Genomic DNA, 17,828 nt, shown 5'->3' on the forward strand with positions numbered 1-17,828 from the left:
ATATCATGAATACCATTGATATCTTTATACTGATTATTTTGCTCATTGGAGGGCTTAACGGTTTGCGTCAAGGATTTGTAAAAGCCTTTGCGAACTTCATTGGATGGATTCTTGCACTTGTCATTGCGGCAAAGTATGCAACCGTCCTTGCACCTTCGATGACATCTTTAAGTACAGATCCAGTGGTACAGAAGATTGCCGCGTTCGCATTTATTGTATTGTTGATTGTAGTCATGACTTGGGTCGCGACATGGTTATTGAACAGTATTTTGAAAACATTAAAGCTCGGTCCGTTAAATCGACTGGCAGGTGGTGTTTTTGGAAGCTTAAAAGGATTGTTGGTGGTGCTGATCACTATGCAGGGGCTAGGTCCTTGGGTAGAAAGTTCACCACATTGGAAACAATCTAAAATGGTTCAGTCATTATTGCCATATGCGCCTTGGGCAACCGAATTGTCCAAAGATGCTGCAAATCAAGCACTTCATCATATTCAGTCTGAAGATGCTCAGAAATCTTCAGACCTCCCATCTGAGTCGCAGAACAAGCACGGACGTTCTGGATCGGGTGAGTCAACAAATAATCCTTTTTATTAACCCTAGCTTGTCTGCGAGGTTGCTATGTGTGGAGTAGTTGGTATAGCTGGTAAATCACCTGTTAACCAAATGTTGTTTGATGCGTTAACGATGTTACAACATCGTGGACAGGATGCAGCCGGGATCGTAACTTGTCAGGATGGTCGTTTATTCCTGCGTAAAGATACGGGTATGGTACGTGATGTGTTCCACACACGTCATATGCGTGCATTACAGGGTAATTATGGTATTGGCCATGTTCGTTACCCAACTGCGGGTTCTTCTAGCAGTGCTGAAGCTCAGCCATTCTATGTAAACTCACCTTATGGCATTACGCTTGCACATAACGGTAACTTAACCAATGCTGCTGAAATTCATGATGACTTGTTCAAGACTGACTTACGTCATATGAACACCGATTCAGACTCAGAAGTATTATTAAACGTATTTGCTCACGAATTGCAAAAACGCGCAAAACTTACACCAAGCGCTGAAGATGTATTCCACGTGGTTTCACGTGTGCATGAACGTTGCAAAGGTGGTTATGCGGTTGTTGCTATGATCACCGGTCAGGGCCTTGTTGGTTTCCGTGATCCAAATGGTATTCGCCCATTGATCTACGGTTCGCGTGAGACTGAAAATGGTATGGAATATATCATTGCGTCTGAATCTGTCGCAATTACAGCGCTCGGCTTTAAGGTTGAGCGTGATATTGCACCGGGTGAAGCAATTTATATTACTGCTGATGGCGTGATGTCGACCAAGCAGTGTGCAGTAGCCCCTGAATATCGTCCTTGTATCTTTGAATACGTATATTTTGCGCGTCCAGATGCAACCATTGACGGTATTTCAGTTTACAAAGCACGTTTGAAAATGGGCGAAAAACTTGCTCAGAAAATTCTACGTGAATGGGGTGATGAGCACGATATCGATGTCGTGATCCCAATTCCTGATACTTCACGTACTTCTGCGCTCGAGCTTGCAAATACCTTAGGTGTGAAATTCCGTGAAGGCTTCATGAAGAACCGTTATATCGGTCGTACCTTCATTATGCCGGGTCAGCAACTTCGTAAGAAATCTGTGCGTCAAAAGCTCAACCCTGTAGAGCTAGAGTTCCAAGGCAAAAACGTACTCTTGGTCGATGACTCGATTGTACGTGGTACGACTTGTAACGAAATCATTCAAATGGCGCGTGATGCGGGTGCGAAAAAAGTCTTCTTTGCGTCTGCAGCACCGATGGTGAAATATCCAAACGTGTACGGGATTGATATGCCAGCCAAATCTGAACTGATTGCGTCAGAACGTAGCGTTGAAGAAATCCGTGAAATTATTGGTGCTGATCGCTTGATTTTCCAAGACTTGGAAGATCTGAAATCTGCAGTACGCACCAAGAAAGTCCCTGAGTTGCAAGACTTTGATTGCTCGGTATTTGATGGTAAATATGTGGCAGGCGGTATTGATGCTGAATATTTGGCAGCATTAGAGCGTAAGCGTAATGACTCAGCAAAAAATGAAAAGCCAGCTTATATCGATGTTAACATTGATGCAGCTTCTGTGGATTTAACAGGTGTTCGCGAAGAATAATCTGCTGAAAACACACTGAAAAAGCGGGAATTTCCCGCTTTTTTCATTTATGATGAGCAAACAAAAGACAATGTAGCTTAAGGGTATTACATTGAGACGTGTGGGTTATGATTTTATAAAAAACAAAAATATGTTTTGGCCTGTCACCATGTGTATGGCGGCAGTGTTTTTGACCGTCGCAATTATTAATGTAATTGTCGGTTTAATTGTGGGTTATTATGATTCCACTCAGTCTATCTATTGGCATGTGCTTAGCCCATTTTTAGTGGCTGCTGTGCTGCTGATTATGTTGGTTTCAGTTCTCTATGATTTTTACACCTTTCGCTTAGGCGGCTATTCACTTGCAAAACAGTTAGGTGCGCGACGTCTGAGTCTCATTGAAAGTATTCCTGAAGAAAGTGTTGTACTGCGTATGACGGAGCAACTGGCAGATACCTTTCTAATCGATACTCCTGCACTTTATGTCTTACCTGATGAAGTGGGTGTGAATGCGCTCACCGCTGGTTTTAGCCCTCGAGATACATCGATCATTTTAACCTGGGGTGCCTTACAAACCCTAGATGAGATGGAAATGTATGGTTTGCTGAGCCATGAATTTAATAAGATCTTGTCGGGGGAAGCTGCTGAAAATACCCGTTTGAAAATCTTATATAGCGGTTTGACGACCTTTAGTCAGTGGGGCAGTAAAATTGCAAAACGTGGTTTCTATAAAAATGGACAAGCACGGGACAATAAGTTTGAAACGCTCTTTGTAGCGATTGGCGCAGTTATTTGGTTGATCGGTAGTTTAGGTGTTTTGATTTCCCGCTTTATTAAATATATCTCTTTGGGTTCTCGAACCTATCGTAATGACCAGAAAACTAAACGTCTGATTCAAAATGATGCCAATATTCAAACCTTATTAAGGATTTATGTGCATCATTCAGGTTCGCAAATTCATAGTGAATATGCGGAATCGATTTCTCATATGTGTTTTGCAAACTCACTCAGTCCGCAAAACTGGATGAATATTCACCCAAGTATTGAACAGCGCATTTTTGAATTAAATCCGGCACTCATTCATGACCTGCAACTAGAAAATTTAAAAAAACTGCGAAACCAACCGCTATTTTATTTGTTCCGTTCACTAGAAGAAGCCAGTCCAGATGTTGCAACTCCATGGAACTCGCCACAACCATTACCTTTACTGCGCTTGTCACCGATCAGTTTTGCGATACGAGATGCAATTAAACCGTTGAACCCCGAGATTCGTGAAAATTGGCAGCGGCCTGAATTGATCCAACGTGCCTTGCAAACAGCAACGGGTTCGCGTGAGGTGATGGTTGCGATTTTAATGATTCGTCAGTATCGAGAGTTTATTCCGACTGAAGCTGAAGTGAGTCGTGCGATTGTGGATGCCTTATTGAATCTTGATGGTCGTGTGCATATCTCCATTTTTCATGAGGCATGTAAAAATATTGGTACCATGCCAGCAACAATTTCACGGCAGTTCTTAACCAAGCTGGCCAAGATTATTCAGGAAGATGGTGAAATTGGTTTACTCGATGCCTTGCTACTTGAAACAGTGAAATATGAGTTAAATCTTTTGCCTGCACATACACCTACATCATTAGAAGATGTAAAACCGAGTATTGTGCGTTTGATTGATGCCTTACTGCATGTGCAACAAATTAACAGTGACAATCAGCTCGACGCGCGTGAAAAAATTCTCAATCGAATCTTAACGAAAGAAGAGTTAGAGTTTTATCGCGATATATCCGATGAGCCAATTGATTTGGCTGAAATCCTGAATGATATTTCGGGATTGTTACTGCGGGAGCGTCTAAGCATCCTTGGGGTTGCAGAAGTATGTTTATGGAATGATCGAATTATCACGCAAGATGAGTTAGATGTTTTGCAGTTGCTATATTGGCGTATTGGATTTGAATCGGCTGAAATGGTTGAATTAATGCAAAAGAAAAATAGTTTAATGATCGTATAATTGTATATTGCGGCTTGATTTATGAATAAATTGTTTAATTTTAAGTCAAAAGTAGTCTGAGCAAGTCTACATAATCATTAGAGAAATAGAGTGGTCTAATTGATTTATAAAAGTTCAGCAAAACAGAGTGAATACCGTTAGAATAACAAGCCTTGAATAGGTGAAAATGAAAGCATGATTGGGCATCAGCGAAGCATAATGGCGGCAATGGGAATTGATGTATGGATTCCTCAGGCGGCTCCGTGTCAGCAATTTAGCTCAAATATTTGGCGAGATCAGGCGGATCCTGAAATAGTCTCTGAAATTCTACTCAAAAATGCGCCTCAGCCAACGCCTGTTTCATCACAGACTGAGCTTAAAAACAACGTTGATGTTGTTGTAAATCAACCTGTAGAAGCACCTAAAGATGAACCAAAGGTTGTTGATCCTGTTGAAGTTCGTCCGATTGTTCAAATCCCTTCGTTTAACTTAGAAGCCATCTGTTTGATGCACTGTGTCATTGTCATTGATGCCACAGAATTAACTGCAGAGCAGCAAGTTTTGTGGAGCAATATTCAGCGCGCAGTCAGTGCAGATTTTTTTGCCTTACAGTGGCCTTTTGGTTGGGTGAATTTGCAAGATGGACGTGGTGCAGCATCTTATGTACAAGGCTTTATCGATGCGATGAGTTTGGATAAAAATGTCATTTGCCTAGGCGAAATTCCGCATCTAGATCATGAGAAAGTGTATCCATTGGCATCTTTACAGCAAATGATAGAACAGCCTTTGTTGAAAAAACGCCTATGGCAATTTATGCAAAATAAGGTGGGACAAAATATTTAAATGACGTAAATGGAAGATTTATGCAAAAAAAAGTAGTGGTTTTTAGTCAAATAGATCAAGAAATAATTCAACGTTTAGAACAGCAATTTAAAGTTTTCCAAATTAGCCCTAAATTGGGCGATGTGAATCAGCAAATTCTTGAGCAGTCAAAAGATGCTGACGGCATGATTGGTGCGGGACGTTTATTGAATGCTTCTAATTTAGCCCATGCCTCACAATTAAAAGTCATCTCAAGTGTAAGTGTCGGTTATGATAACTATGATCTTACATTTTTAAACCAAAAAAATATATGGTTGAGCCATACTCCGCATGTATTGACGGAAACTACAGCAGATTTAGCATTTACCTTATTGATGAGTGCGGCACGTAAAGTGCCTGTATTAGATCAATGGACTAAACAAGGGCAGTGGAAGCGTACAGTGGGTCCTGAGCAATTTGGCATGGATATCTTTGCTAAAACCATCGGAATTATTGGCTTAGGACATATTGGCGCAGCGATTGGGCGTCGTGCTCGTTACGGCTTTAATATGAATGTGCTCTATCATAATCGCCGAGAAAAAATTGAATTGGCTGAATCGTTATCAGCACAATATTGCGATTTGGATGATTTGTTGCAACGTGCTGACTTTGTGGTCGTTGCAGTGGATTTAAATGCAGAATCCAAAGCTTTAATTGGTGAACGTGAGTTGGCCTTGATGCAATCGCATGCGGTATTGGTGAATATTTCACGCGGTTCAGTGATTGATGAAGCCGCTTTAATCGATGCATTAAGTCGTGGTCAAATTTTTGCAGCAGGCTTAGATGTGTATGAGCAGGAGCCACTTCAGGAATCGCCATTATTTACATTAGCCAATGTCGTGACATTGCCTCATGTAGGTTCAGCAACAGCGGCAACCCGTAAACGTATGGCAGAGTTGGCTTATCAAAATTTAGTGGATGTTTTGGTACATGAACGCGCGCCACGCTATGTGGTCAATCCAAAATTTGAATAAACAATCACAACAGTTTTCTCCATAATTCACCAAAATTCAATGCTATATTCAATGAAGTACGAATATGAAATTTAGAGAATAGACTTTGAAAAAGATTTTACTGGCATGTGGTCTCGGGCTTTGTTCGACATTGGCGCAGACGCAGTCCGTAGATTTTAGTTCATCCCCACAATTTTCTGTGCCTGAAATAGGTAGTGGCGTCGGCTTGTTGGATCAACAAAAAGAACGTGCCATTGGTGAGAAGGTGTATCGTGAGGTGCATCGTCAACTCCCTGTGACTGAAAATCCGTGGATGGAAGATCGTCTTTTATCTGTCTTTACGCATATTTTGAGCCAAACCCAACTCAACCAACCGGTCGGATTGTTATTAATTAATGATCCACAAATTAATGCTTTTGCTGTACCGGGTGGTTTATTTGCATTAAATGCGGGATTAATTAATTCAGCTCGCAACATGGATGAAGTGGCAGGGGTGATGGCGCATGAAATTGCACATGTATCACAACGTCATTACAGTCGTTCACAAGAAGCCTTTAAAGGACAAGGTTTATTGTCACTAGCTGGTATTTTGGTCGGCGCCTTGGTGGCCTCACAGGCAGATGGTGATGTCGGTGCGGCTGTAATGATGGGCTCACAAGCCGCTTTGATGGATAAGCAACTAACCTATAGCCGAAACCAAGAACGTGAAGCAGACCGTATTGGGATGCAGTATATGTACCGTGCTGGATACAATCCACAGAGCATGGCTGACTTCTTTGAAGTGATGCATCGCTCTACGAGTCGAGTGAGCTTTCTGCCTGATTTTTGGTTGACGCATCCTTTAACCACGGAGCGTATGAGCGAAGCGCGCTTACGTGCCAATCAGTTGCCTCAAGTTAAAACCAGTTTGGTTGATCAAGATTTTGAAATTCTGCGTTGGTATAGTCGAGTACTATCAGGTCAGGCGACTGAATTGCAATTAAATGCAATGGTGGCACAAAAGAACTATGCAGCTGAGTTGGCTTTGGTGAGCTTGCATATTAAACAAGGTGACTTTAGTGCTGCTCAAAAGTTATTAAATGAAGCAGCAAAACAAAATGCTTCGCATGCACTTTTTACTATTTTGCAGACCGATGTGCTGTTGGGTCAAAACAAAGCGGCTGAAGCCGTGAACGCTGTGAAAAGTTCGGCAATCATCATGCCTGAAAATCGTGCATTAAATTATAAATATGCAGAGGCTTTGATTCGAAACAAAGAATATGCACAAGCACAACTGATTCTACAGCGATTTTTACAAGCAAATCCGCGTGACTTGAGTGGTTGGCGACTGATGTTGCAAATGGCTGATGCAGACAAAGATGCAAGCTTCCGTTCGGTCAATGTGCTGCGCTATCGAGCTGAAGTAGAGTATTGGGGCGGGGATGAAGAACGCGCGATTAAATCTTTGCTACAGGCGCAGCGCATCGCCAAAGACTCGAAAAGTCTTTCTGCGAAAATCAAGCAGCGTGTAGACGAAATGCAAAATGAACGGAAATTAAAAATATAAAGATTTCAAATGTGATGCACTTATCTATGTCGATTATAAAGTGCAAATTGTAGTTTTAGTGGCTTGGATTAATCAGTGTAAACTAGCTGGATGTAAAATGTTTATGATTAAGAACTTACAAATGAAAAATATGATTTTGGCGGCCTGTCTGTTGGGCTTAGCAACGAATATTGCAGCAGCTAGCGCAGAGCAATATGTGATCGCTGTGAATGATATTAACGAAAAATATAAAACCGATGTACGACAATTTTTTAGTCAGTTAGACCCACAGCAACAGGGATTTAAAGCAGACCAGCAAGTGAAATACTGCGGTATTGTTCAGACTTATGTAAATGATCTATATCGTGCTGCAGACGAAAATCGTGCATTTTTAGATCGTGAGTACCGTAATATGAATAAGCAGGATGTGATTCAGCAGGTGATCGCATCAAAAGAGATGCAATTATTAAAAAAATATAATGTGCAATGTACCCTAAATTAAAAATAAATTTATAAGCATTTTAAATCATCACGAGAAACTGAATAAAAATGAAACTCAATGATTTTGAGATGAGTCATGGCAGAATCACGCTTCAGTTGATTCAGCGCCACGATGCAAAAGCACTTTATGAGGCGATTTGTCAAAGTATAGAAACCTTACGAATATTTCCTGCAAGTTTGGCTTGGTCCTTACAAGAACCTAATTTAGATGCTTCATTGGCATTTTGTGATTCGAGAGTGTTGGCTGCGTTAAATCAGGAAAATTTTGTTTATGTGATTCGTGAGCAACAGTCGCATAACTTTTTAGGTGTCATGGATATTCATCAAATCAATTGGATGGAAAACCAAGCTGCCGTTGGATTTTGGGGAAATGTTGAATTTAAAGGGCAGGGCTTGATGACAGAAGCTTTGCAGTTATTTGTGGATCAATTATTGAATGATCTAGGATTTCAGCAATTAAACGCTATTGTAGATGTAGAAAACAAGCGAGCACGACGTCTATGTGAACGAGCAAATTTTAAATTGATTGAAATCGAACAAGCTGCAATTCAAAATCCAGTAGATGGAAGTTGGCGAGATATTTGTAAGTATGAAATCGTTAGATAAGAAAGAAAATTATAAATGATGAATAAATTTGAATTTTTTTTGAATTTGGATAATTTGGCTATTTAAGTCATCAGTGTACTTAAATAGACCAAATCAAACAATATAGATGAAAGATTAAGAGAGTTTCGCTTTAATTTTAGCTGAAACTTGTGCAGGATCGGCACGTCCGGCTATGAGCGGACGTAGAGAGTTCATCACCTTACCCATATCTTTCATGCTAGTAGCTTCTTGCGCAGTAATTGTTTGCGCAATGATGGAATCAAGTTCTTCCTCAGTCATAGCTTCTGGTAGAAATTGAGATAACACCTCAATCTCGGCTTGTTCCTTACTAGCTAAATCATCTCGATTTGCACCTAAAAAGGCTTTAACCGATTCTTTGCGTTGTTTGATTTGCTTTTCAATGACCGCAAGAACTTGCTTATCGTCAAGCTCTATGCGCTCATCGACTTCGATTTGCTTGATTGCTGCCTGTAGACTACGTATTACCGTTAACTTGTCCATTTCTTTAGCACGCATAGCGGCTTTTAAAACTTCAGTTATTTGGTTTTTTAAAGTAGTCATTTATCTTGTCCAGGTTAGTCAATCAATCACAAATTAATCTTAGTAAAGGCGAGTAGTACGTACTGATTCGCGAGCCAATTTCTTTTGGTAGCGTTTAACAGCAGCAGCTTTTTTACGTTTACGTTCTTGAGTTGGTTTTTCGTAGAATTCACGTTTACGAACGTCAGCAAGAACACCCGCTTTTTCGCATGAACGTTTGAAACGACGGATAGCTACGTCTACTGGTTCGCCTTCTTTCAATTTAACTTGTGGCATGAAGAATCCTCATTAAGTTATGGATAAGATCTCGGGTCGAATTACCCTTGATCACAAGTGAAGGTCAGTATTTTACTCATTTACATCTCATATCACAAGTCTATAATAGGTTTCGCAATATTTTGAAATGGGCAAAAGGCAGTTTAATGATCGTTTTAGGCTTGGAAACTTCGTGTGATGAAACAGGACTCGCACTCTACGATAGTGAGCAAGGATTACGCGGACAAGTATTGTATAGCCAAATCAAACTGCATGCAGAATATGGTGGTGTGGTACCTGAATTAGCTTCACGTGACCATGTGCGTAAGTTAATTCCGTTATTAAAACAATTGCTTGAAGAAAGTAAAGTTGATAAATCTGAAATTGATGCCATCGTATATACTCGCGGGCCGGGCTTGATGGGTGCATTAATGACAGGCGCATTGTTTGGTCGTACGTTGGCATTTGCACTGAATAAACCTGCAATTGGTGTACATCATATGGAAGGTCATATGTTGGCGCCTTTGTTGTCTAAAACTCCACCAGAATTTCCATTTGTGGCACTTTTAGTCTCTGGCGGACATACTCAATTGATGGCCGCTTATGGAATTGGTCAATATGAATTATTGGGTGAGTCGATTGATGATGCAGCAGGTGAGGCATTCGATAAAGTCGCTAAAATGATGGGTCTACCATACCCTGGTGGTCCAAATATTTCGAAATTGGCGATCAATGGTGACATCAATGCCTTTGAATTTCCACGTCCAATGCTACACCAAGGTTTAGATTTCTCATTTAGTGGTTTAAAAACTGCCGTTTCAGTTCAATTGAAAAAAGTTGAAGGCGAAGGTCGTGAGGCGGATATCGCTGCATCATTCCAAGAAGCGTTGGTTGATACATTGGTGAAAAAATCAGTGAAGGCCTTAAAACAAACGGGTTTAAAACGTTTAGTAATTGCCGGCGGTGTAAGTGCAAACAAGCGTTTACGTGAGCGTTTAGAGGCTGATTTGGCAAAAATCCGTGCAAATGTGTTTTATGCAGAACCTGCGCTGTGTACAGATAATGGTGCAATGATTGCGTTTGCAGGTTATCAGCGTCTTAAAGCGGGTCAGCATGATGATTTGTCTGTTACAACTACACCGCGTTGGCCGATGACGGAATTAAGTAATCCAAACGAAGCGTAAAAATCGTTAAAAAAAGAACCGCATTTGCGGTTCTTTTTTTAATCTAAATTTGAAAATAACTGCGCGCTGCTGATTTTTCGCATAAATCCTGCACGTTTTAATGCCAATGTCACCATGTTGGTATTGCAAGATTGAATGCCTTCAAAATTACCAAGATCTTCTGTAATGAGTTTCCATAAATCACTTGAATCATTACATAGGACATGCCAGAAAAATTGTGAATCTCCACTAATGCCAAATAGGCAGCGTGTGTTTTTAAGTTCAGACAAGGTCTTGGCAATTTGATTTGCTGCATCTGGACGAGCTTTAATCAAAATAATCGCTTCGGACTTATAGCCCATCAAACTGGGTTCTACATCGACACGAATGTTGAAAATGCCTTCTTCCAATAAATCATTCAATAATTTCTGCGTTTTATGTTCACTGAGTTCGATTTGCTCTGCCAAACTTTTAATAGATGAACGCCCATCAATAGACAGAGCATGAATCAGTTTTAACTCTATTTCAGTCAAACTTCTAAAATTGACGTTTTTATCGCTTGTACCTTCTAAAGCTTTGGGTTTGCTTGCCCAAGTAAATGGTTTTAATACGGCTTGGGTTTCTACGGTTTTAATATCCGGAATATGCGTAACAAAATCATGCATCCAAACAGAGAGATCGGCGGCCTTTTCTAATCCAATTTCAAGGAAAATATCGGCAAGTCCTGTGGTTAGAAAAACAATGCGTACTTCTGGACGGTTTGCAAAAAATTGCGCAACTTCTTTTTCCTTCCCAAATTTCACACTGATCCAGACATGAACGGTGTAACCCTTATTAACAACCACAGGATTTAATTCAATTGCAGTTCGTATAACTTGGTCATCTAGCAACTTACCTAGACGTCGAGACAACTTTTTTTCAGGGACATCACTAATCTGGCTCAGTTCTCGCCATGATCCTCTCGGATTGGAGATAAGAGCTTTGATGCATGCAGTATCGATTTCGTCGAAACTAAAAGATTCACTCATGATGATTGACTTGTCTAAAAACTATTTATAATCTAAATTTAAGTCTAGAAAATAAAATATAACCTGTATTTATGTCTAAATATTAAATGAGACGCTTATGGATGAGTCAAAAATGCAAAACTCAATTTCCACACAAGGAAATGTATCACAAAAGAAAGTTATTCTTGCAGGAACTGTAGGAAATGCTATTGAATGGTTCGATTGGACGATTTATGCAACTTTTGCAGTATTTTTCGCGAAACAATTTTTCCCTTCAGATGATCCAACTGCATCCTTGCTTGCGACCTTCGCAATTTTTGCTGTAGGTTTCTTCATGCGCCCATTAGGTGGAATCGTATTGGGGATCTTTTCTGACCGCTATGGTCGAAAAGCAGCTTTGGCCGCAACCATCATAATGATGGCAGGTGGTTCTTTGATGATAGGTCTTTCACCAACCTATGAATCAATTGGTATTTTTGCGCCGATTATTTTGGTATTAGCGCGATTACTTCAGGGTTTATCTTTGGGTGGTGAGTTCGCTTCAGCGGCAACTTATCTTTCAGAGATGGCACCGAAAAATAAACGCGGATTCTATTCAAGCTTTATGTTTTTTAGTTCAGCGATTGGTATTTTGATGGCCTCAGGTCTTGCTTGGGCTTTAACAAGTACTTTAACTGAAACGCAAATGAGCGAATACGGATGGCGTATTCCGTTTATTTTGGGTGCGATTGGCGGCTTGGTGGGTATGTGGATTCGTAAATCAGTACCTGATAGCGAAATGACCCATAAAAAAGAATCAGTAAAAAATCCTTTGGTAGTACTGGTTAAACGTCATCCGAAAGAAACGCTTCGTATTGTGGGTATTTCTATCTTAACAACATTTGCATTCTATATTTTTGTGGTCTATGTCCCGACCTATGCCATTAAAGTTTTAGGCGCAGAGCCACAAACAGCCTTTGCTGCAAATACTGTTGGCTTAATTATCTTTATGTTGTGTCAGCCTGTATTTGGCTGGCTATCAGACAAAATTGGGCGTAAACCACAGTTGATCGTATTTGCTGTGGGATATTTAGTGTTCTTTTATCCAATCATTAAATGGATGGATGGCACGTTTGCATCAATTTTATTGGTCGAGCTTTTCGGCTTGGTTTTATATGCTTTATATACCGCCATTGGCCCAGCTGTCATGTCTGAACAGTTTCCGACAGAAGTTCGTGCAGTTGGCATTGGCGCACCCTACAACTTGATGGTGGCTTTACTCGGCGGCACAACACCGTATGTGCTAACTTGGCTACAAAGTATTGGTAAACAAGATTATTTCTACTTTATGGTATTGGTTGGCGCATTATTAACATTAATCACATTTATGAAAATGCCTGAAACGGCAGGAAAAGGTTTGGAAGATATAAAATGAATATTGTGAATTTATCTGCACTTGAGCTTGGTCGCCAGATTGCCTGCAAAAAGATAACTTCAGTAGAGACAGTTCAATTTTATATTGATCGAAACCAAACATTTAAACATCTAGATTGTATTTCGGAATTATTCGAAATCGAGGCTTTGCAACAGGCACAACACTTAGATGAGTTGCTTCAGCAAGGCACACGATTGAGTCCATTTCATGGTGTGCCAATTTTACTAAAGGATAATCTGGATGTAGCGGGTCATATCACCTATGCAGGTACGGTTTATTTAGATCAAAAAGCGCAAGCGAACTGTAAACTGGTTGATCAATTGCAAGATTTAGGTTTTGTGATTTTAGGTAAAACTAAAATGACCGAGTTGGCTTTTGGTTTGTCTGGTCAAAATCCAATGCAAGGCACACCTAAAAACCCGTGGGCAGAGCAGCAATTTGCACCGGGTGGATCATCTTCAGGTTCAGCGGTTGCTGTGGCTAGTGGTCTTAGTCCTATGGCCTTTGGCGGTGATACAGGTGGTTCGATTCGTACACCAGCAGCATTAAATGGCATATTTGGTTTTAAACCTTCAGCCCATAAAATTGCCGACACGGGTGCAGTACCTTTATCCAAAACTTTAGATACTCTAGGGCCTTTTGCACGATTTGCAGATGATATTAGCGCTTTAGTCAATGTACTGATGGATGTAGATGTTGGAGCGGCATCAAGTCAAAATGTAATTTATGCTTTAGATGAATCTGCATTTCCATATCCGCTTGAGCCTGAGGTATTAATACTTTGGCGCGAAGGGCTAAAACGCATTGAATCATTGGGAATCGAAATTAAAAACTGGCAACCACCTGCACATTTCGATTTTCATAATTTATCGGACCGGACGTCTGACATTATTGCTTATGAAAGTTATTTATATCATGGTGATACAGCTGAAAATGCTGAAACACAGATGTGGGAATTAGTTCGTCAGCGTGTGCTGCGCGGTAAGAGTGTTACACAGGAAAAATACGAGTCATTGATTGCAGAGCGAACTAAGTTTCAGCAAACATTTAAAGCTTCTTTAAATGGTCAATGTTTGCTGTTTCCAGTGAGCCCATTCCTTGCAGCTGTATCAAGCTCAATGGATATCGAGTTTAGTCATGTGGGTGAATACACGCGTCCATTTAACTATTTAGATGCACCAAGTTATGCTTTTCCAATGGCTCAAAGTGAAAGCGGACTGCCGATGGGTATTCAGTTGGTTTCATATCAAGCTAATGATATTAATGTGGTAAACACAGTGCAGAAAATTGCCAATGGTTTAGGTATTCGTTCTGTGCTTCCACCTATTTGTCAGAATTAACGAATCATTTGTCATATTCAATAAAAAAGAACCGCTATAGCGGTTCTTTTTTATTTAGTTTTTTGGCTCTAGGCTTGTTTAAGTTGTTCTGACCCAATCCAATGCTTTGAAAATTGATAAGCAGCACGCCCTGAACGTTGCCCACGACCTTGACACCAACGTAGTGCCTCAGCACGCGCTTCATCTGTCCATGGCATTGCAGCTTTAGCCAAATAATGTTCAACAATTTCTAAATATAAATTTTGATCCATTGGATAAAAAGACAGCCACATCCCAAAGCGGTCAGAAAGAGATATTTTTTCTTCAATCGCTTCTTGTGGATGGAGCTCAGTATATTGAGGCACATCTACCTTGGTTACAGGTGTGTTTTCATGCATGAATTCAGGCAATAAATGACGACGGTTACTGGTAGCATAAATAATAAAATTACTCGAACCTGATTGTAATGAACCATCTAAAACACTTTTTAAACTGCGATAGTTTTCATCTTCAGCATTGAATGCCAAATCATCACAATATACGATAAATTTTTCAGGGCGATGTTCAATCAACTTTTGGATTTCTGGCAAATCAGATAAATCATCACGCTCAATTTCAATTAAACGTAAACCTTGGTCTGCATAATGGGTGAGCAGAGCACGGACGATGGATGATTTACCTGTACCACGAGAGCCAGTGAGTAAAACATCATTGGCAGGTAAGCCTTTTATAAACTGTAAAGTGTTTTGAATCACTTTTTCTTTTTGACGCTCAATTCCTTTTAAATCTTCTAAATACATGACTTTGGGCTGTTGAATGGCTTTAAGCTGTTTATCTTGCCATTTAAACGCGATACTCGAAAAATCGGGTGCTTGTTTAAGCTCAGGCAAACTGTGCTGTAGTTGTAAGAGTACAGTAGATAGCGATTGAAGGATGTTGTCAGGTAAATCAATTGTAGCCATGATAAGTCAGCTTGTCGTGTCTTGTTGTTGGTTAGTATATGACAGCAGTGTACATCAATAATGCAGTTATAATTGCTGAAATATGTCAAAGTTAAATGATTGTTCTGGCAGATCTGCGCTATTCGAACAACCAAAAAGTTGTTATAAATCTAGCCGAGTGAACAGTTTAAAATGTGCTGAGGGATAGTCATGTTGTTTACAGAGTTTTCAAAAAGTATTAATCCACATCAGGCATATCGGATAAAAAAATTAAAGCGTCAGCTCGACCGTGCTGAATGTTATGAAGAATGGAAAGATATCGCACTTAAAATAGATGAAGAATCGGGTGCGCAAGAATGGAAACTCGATAATAGTTCACCGTATTTTGATGCAGAAATTATTACTCATCGTTTAGGGTTGCTGAGACGATATCGAGCTCAGAAACGTACTCGAGATTTGATGTATATTTTAAGTGAAGGTTTAACTTATGATGTGGGCAATATTGCCCATCCCTTGCTGTTTACAGTAGCCTACGTCGGCACCAAAAAAATTATTGAAGACTATGTTGATGAGGTGAGTCAAAGTTTGGCTTTTATCGCATCCGAAGAATGCGTTTGTCTCAATGCCGCACAAAAAATTGAATTTTTTGAACAAAGCCAAAAAGCGTATGGTCAACCTGTTTTGATGTTTTCAGGCGGTTCAACTTTAGGTTTGTTTCATACCGGTGTGTGTAAAGCGCTGATGGAACAAGACCTCATGCCAAAAGTTCTGTCTGGTTCCAGTGCTGGCGCCATTATGACCGGGATGTTGGGTGTATCTAAACCGTCAGAATTTACCAATTTATTAAACGGACAAAACTTCTTTAGTGAGGCATTTCACTTTCGTAAATTGACTGAGTTAGTGCAGGGTAATGGCGGTTTGGCAGATGTAAAATATCTGAAAAAGTTTTTGGTTGAAAACTTAGGTGACTTAACTTTTGCCGAAGCATATAAGCAATCAGGTCTACATATCAATGTGGCAGTTGCGCCTTATGATGCATCACAAGATGCAAGAATTATGAATGCGTATACCTCACCCGATTTGTTGGTATGGAGTGCGGTGTTGGCATCTTGTGCAGTGCCTATTCTATTTCCACCGGTACGACTGACCAGTAAGCGTTATGACGGGCAATTTACGCCATATATGTCGGCTACACGTTGGGTGGATGGTAGTGTGCGCAGTGATTTCCCACAGGAGAAAATGGCGCGTCTATATAATATTAATTATAGTATCGCCAGTCAGGTCAATCCGCATATTGTGCCATTTATGCAGGATGATGCTTCACGTTTTCGTAAAAGCATGTTGAGTTGGCCTGAGCGGATCGTTCGTCGTCAAGGCAAGGTGATTAGTAAAGGGGTGATGGATTTTGCCCGTGAGCGTGCAGGAAGTATTCCACCGGTAAGACGTTTGCTTGATCATGGTTATGGTGTGGTGGATCAGCGTTATTATGGTGATGTCAATATTGTTGGGAAATATGGCTTAAGACACTATAGTTATATGTTGCAAAATCCGCGACCTTATCTGTTTAAGGTCTTGCAGCGTGAAGGTGAAAGAGCCACATGGCCGAAAATTTCATTAATCGAAACGCAAGCCCGCATCGGTAAGACCATTCAGCATTGTTTGGAATTATTAAATTATCAAAATGCACCCAATCAACGCCATGCAGAATTTATTGCGGTTTAAATCCACAGATTTAACGCAAATCATTTATGAGCCAAAAACCAAATCCAAAAGTTTGGTTTTTGGCCGTCGTCTATATCAATTTCAATTCAATCAACAACTTTATTGGCTCAAGGCGCAAGTCAGTAACAGCAGCCTTGAACATGCAGCTAGTTTTGGTCATGAAATTGAGCTGTATAAACTATTCAGTCAAGCGTCTAGACAAAACAGCATCACGTTACCTTTTCAAGTGATAAAAGAGAAGCATCTCAGTATTCAGCAAGAGCCTATTGATCACTTATTAATACTGCCCAATGCTGAGCCTTGGTTCTTACAGCCTGTATCGAATTTGAGCATTGAGCAGGTGAGGCAAGTGCTATGGCAAGCAATCGATGTGGTTGAACGATTAAGCTTGCACGGTTGGATACATGCAGATTTAAAACAAGAGCATTTTGTGAATTGGCAAGGGCAGTGCAGACTCATCGACTTTGAGCAAGCGCTCCCGTTGGCTGTTGACCAGCAAAATGCCTTAACTGCGACACCACGTTATATGGCTCCAGAACTTTTCCATGGACAAGCAAAATCTTTGCACAGTGATATCTATGCGCTGGGGATTATTTTCTTGGAATGGCTGACATCACAGCGTTTAGAGGCGAAAAACTATCAAGATTGGGCCTATTTACATTGCCAACGCTTAAAGCTTGATCTGCCAATGCAATATCAAGGGTTTAGTCAGCTATTGCAACACATGTTGATGAAGCAAAAAAATGACAGATTGGTGGATTTTTATCGCTTAAAAAGCGACTTAGTTGCTGAATTTGCTTAAGAAAAATACAAAAAAAGCACTATTGTTTTTTATTTAAACAAACAAGATGCTTTTTTATAAAAAAGGCTTGTCATGTAGGGGTGATCTCTATAATATACACAGC

General features: G+C 40.3%; 17 protein-coding genes. 13 read left to right on the plus strand and 4 right to left on the minus strand.

Going from position 1 to position 17,828, the window contains the following annotated elements; genetic code table 11:
• Positions 1 to 5 precede the first annotated feature (5 nt).
• From FTU05_RS01315 to FTU05_RS01350, 8 genes are all read left to right on the plus strand, one after another.
• Entirely contained in the window at positions 6 to 593 is a 588-nt protein-coding gene (locus tag FTU05_RS01315; protein WP_078188866.1) for a CvpA family protein, read from the plus strand.
• A 24-nt stretch (positions 594 to 617) separates the two neighbouring features.
• The gene (purF, locus tag FTU05_RS01320; protein WP_078193623.1) at positions 618 to 2,156 is read left to right on the plus strand and encodes an amidophosphoribosyltransferase; all 1,539 of its coding nucleotides are present in this window, start codon (positions 618 to 620) and stop codon (positions 2,154 to 2,156) included.
• 91 nt (positions 2,157 to 2,247) lie between these two features.
• The gene (locus tag FTU05_RS01325) at positions 2,248 to 4,137 is read left to right on the plus strand and encodes a M48 family metalloprotease (protein WP_180163996.1); all 1,890 of its coding nucleotides are present in this window, start codon (positions 2,248 to 2,250) and stop codon (positions 4,135 to 4,137) included.
• A gap of 174 nt (positions 4,138 to 4,311) precedes the next feature.
• Entirely contained in the window at positions 4,312 to 4,959 is a 648-nt protein-coding gene (locus FTU05_RS01330; RefSeq protein ID WP_180163998.1) for a hypothetical protein, read from the plus strand.
• Positions 4,960 to 4,979: 20 nt separating this feature from the next.
• Positions 4,980 to 5,951: a D-glycerate dehydrogenase gene (locus FTU05_RS01335; RefSeq protein ID WP_180164000.1), complete on the plus strand. Its 972-nt coding sequence runs from the start codon at positions 4,980 to 4,982 to the stop codon at positions 5,949 to 5,951.
• Between the two features lie 85 nt (positions 5,952 to 6,036).
• Complete coding sequence (locus tag FTU05_RS01340) at positions 6,037 to 7,476, plus strand: M48 family metalloprotease (protein WP_180026850.1); 1,440 nt, start codon at positions 6,037 to 6,039, stop codon at positions 7,474 to 7,476.
• 121 nt (positions 7,477 to 7,597) lie between these two features.
• On the plus strand, positions 7,598 to 7,957 hold the full coding sequence (locus FTU05_RS01345; RefSeq protein ID WP_180026849.1) for a hypothetical protein: 360 nt from the start codon (positions 7,598 to 7,600) through the stop codon (positions 7,955 to 7,957).
• Positions 7,958 to 8,004: 47 nt separating this feature from the next.
• On the plus strand, positions 8,005 to 8,562 hold the full coding sequence (locus FTU05_RS01350; RefSeq protein WP_180164002.1) for a GNAT family N-acetyltransferase: 558 nt from the start codon (positions 8,005 to 8,007) through the stop codon (positions 8,560 to 8,562).
• A 114-nt stretch (positions 8,563 to 8,676) separates the two neighbouring features.
• On the opposite strand, the gene FTU05_RS01355 is transcribed toward FTU05_RS01350, so the two are convergent.
• The gene (locus FTU05_RS01355; RefSeq protein WP_078193617.1) at positions 8,677 to 9,123 is read right to left on the minus strand and encodes a GatB/YqeY domain-containing protein; all 447 of its coding nucleotides are present in this window, start codon (positions 9,121 to 9,123) and stop codon (positions 8,677 to 8,679) included.
• A gap of 39 nt (positions 9,124 to 9,162) precedes the next feature.
• Positions 9,163 to 9,378 carry a 30S ribosomal protein S21 gene (rpsU, locus tag FTU05_RS01360; RefSeq protein WP_001136722.1) on the minus strand — a complete coding sequence of 72 codons (216 nt, stop codon included), beginning with the start codon at positions 9,376 to 9,378 and terminating at the stop codon, positions 9,163 to 9,165.
• A gap of 146 nt (positions 9,379 to 9,524) precedes the next feature.
• Here rpsU and tsaD point away from each other — a divergent pair, with 146 nt between their 5' ends.
• On the plus strand, positions 9,525 to 10,541 hold the full coding sequence (tsaD, locus tag FTU05_RS01365) for a tRNA (adenosine(37)-N6)-threonylcarbamoyltransferase complex transferase subunit TsaD (protein WP_180164004.1): 1,017 nt from the start codon (positions 9,525 to 9,527) through the stop codon (positions 10,539 to 10,541).
• A gap of 38 nt (positions 10,542 to 10,579) precedes the next feature.
• On the opposite strand, the gene FTU05_RS01370 is transcribed toward tsaD, so the two are convergent.
• A complete protein-coding gene (locus tag FTU05_RS01370; protein WP_180163033.1) occupies positions 10,580 to 11,548 on the minus strand; it encodes an Lrp/AsnC family transcriptional regulator in 969 nt (322 codons plus the stop codon).
• A gap of 97 nt (positions 11,549 to 11,645) precedes the next feature.
• On the opposite strand from FTU05_RS01370, the gene FTU05_RS01375 reads away from it, so the two are divergent.
• Together FTU05_RS01375 and FTU05_RS01380 are read left to right on the plus strand one after the other, a co-directional pair.
• Positions 11,646 to 12,941, plus strand: a complete 1,296-nt coding sequence (locus FTU05_RS01375) for an MFS transporter (RefSeq protein WP_180164005.1) — start codon at positions 11,646 to 11,648, stop codon at positions 12,939 to 12,941.
• Positions 12,938 to 14,281, plus strand: coding sequence for an amidase (locus FTU05_RS01380; protein ID WP_180164006.1), 1,344 nt, complete (start codon positions 12,938 to 12,940; stop codon positions 14,279 to 14,281). Before FTU05_RS01375 ends, FTU05_RS01380 begins: the two co-directional genes overlap by 4 nt.
• A 68-nt stretch (positions 14,282 to 14,349) precedes the next feature.
• Here the strand turns inward: FTU05_RS01380 and FTU05_RS01385 are convergent, their stop codons facing one another.
• Entirely contained in the window at positions 14,350 to 15,222 is an 873-nt protein-coding gene (locus FTU05_RS01385; protein WP_180164007.1) for an ATP-binding protein, read from the minus strand.
• A 189-nt stretch (positions 15,223 to 15,411) separates the two neighbouring features.
• Between FTU05_RS01385 and FTU05_RS01390 the strand changes: the two genes are divergently transcribed.
• The gene (locus tag FTU05_RS01390) at positions 15,412 to 16,923 is read left to right on the plus strand and encodes a DUF3336 domain-containing protein (RefSeq protein ID WP_180049395.1); all 1,512 of its coding nucleotides are present in this window, start codon (positions 15,412 to 15,414) and stop codon (positions 16,921 to 16,923) included.
• Positions 16,901 to 17,725, plus strand: a complete 825-nt coding sequence (locus FTU05_RS01395) for a protein kinase (protein WP_180049397.1) — start codon at positions 16,901 to 16,903, stop codon at positions 17,723 to 17,725. The genes FTU05_RS01390 and FTU05_RS01395 overlap by 23 nt, the downstream gene beginning before the upstream one ends.
• Positions 17,726 to 17,828: the final 103 nt, after the last annotated feature.

Origin of the sequence: Acinetobacter sp. YH12049 (assembly GCF_013419875.1) — a bacterium.
Lineage (GTDB): Bacteria > Pseudomonadota > Gammaproteobacteria > Pseudomonadales > Moraxellaceae > Acinetobacter > Acinetobacter amyesii.

Excerpts from the sequence above, each read along its gene's own strand:
- FTU05_RS01315 (WP_078188866.1), top strand. The coding sequence starts at position 6 with ATGAATACCATTGATATCTTTATACTGATTATTTTGCTCATTGGAGGG.
- purF (WP_078193623.1), top strand. The coding sequence starts at position 618 with ATGTGTGGAGTAGTTGGTATAGCTGGTAAATCACCTGTTAACCAAATG.
- FTU05_RS01330 (WP_180163998.1), top strand. The coding sequence starts at position 4,312 with ATGATTGGGCATCAGCGAAGCATAATGGCGGCAATGGGAATTGATGTA.
- FTU05_RS01335 (WP_180164000.1), top strand. The coding sequence starts at position 4,980 with ATGCAAAAAAAAGTAGTGGTTTTTAGTCAAATAGATCAAGAAATAATT.
- FTU05_RS01345 (WP_180026849.1), top strand. The coding sequence starts at position 7,598 with ATGAAAAATATGATTTTGGCGGCCTGTCTGTTGGGCTTAGCAACGAAT.
- FTU05_RS01350 (WP_180164002.1), top strand. The coding sequence starts at position 8,005 with ATGAAACTCAATGATTTTGAGATGAGTCATGGCAGAATCACGCTTCAG.
- FTU05_RS01355 (WP_078193617.1), bottom strand. The coding sequence starts at position 9,123 with ATGACTACTTTAAAAAACCAAATAACTGAAGTTTTAAAAGCCGCTATG.
- rpsU (WP_001136722.1), bottom strand. The coding sequence starts at position 9,378 with ATGCCACAAGTTAAATTGAAAGAAGGCGAACCAGTAGACGTAGCTATC.
- tsaD (WP_180164004.1), top strand. The coding sequence starts at position 9,525 with ATGATCGTTTTAGGCTTGGAAACTTCGTGTGATGAAACAGGACTCGCA.
- FTU05_RS01370 (WP_180163033.1), bottom strand. The coding sequence starts at position 11,548 with ATGAGTGAATCTTTTAGTTTCGACGAAATCGATACTGCATGCATCAAA.
- FTU05_RS01375 (WP_180164005.1), top strand. The coding sequence starts at position 11,646 with ATGGATGAGTCAAAAATGCAAAACTCAATTTCCACACAAGGAAATGTA.
- FTU05_RS01380 (WP_180164006.1), top strand. The coding sequence starts at position 12,938 with ATGAATATTGTGAATTTATCTGCACTTGAGCTTGGTCGCCAGATTGCC.
- FTU05_RS01385 (WP_180164007.1), bottom strand. The coding sequence starts at position 15,222 with ATGGCTACAATTGATTTACCTGACAACATCCTTCAATCGCTATCTACT.
- FTU05_RS01390 (WP_180049395.1), top strand. The coding sequence starts at position 15,412 with ATGTTGTTTACAGAGTTTTCAAAAAGTATTAATCCACATCAGGCATAT.
- FTU05_RS01395 (WP_180049397.1), top strand. The coding sequence starts at position 16,901 with ATGCAGAATTTATTGCGGTTTAAATCCACAGATTTAACGCAAATCATT.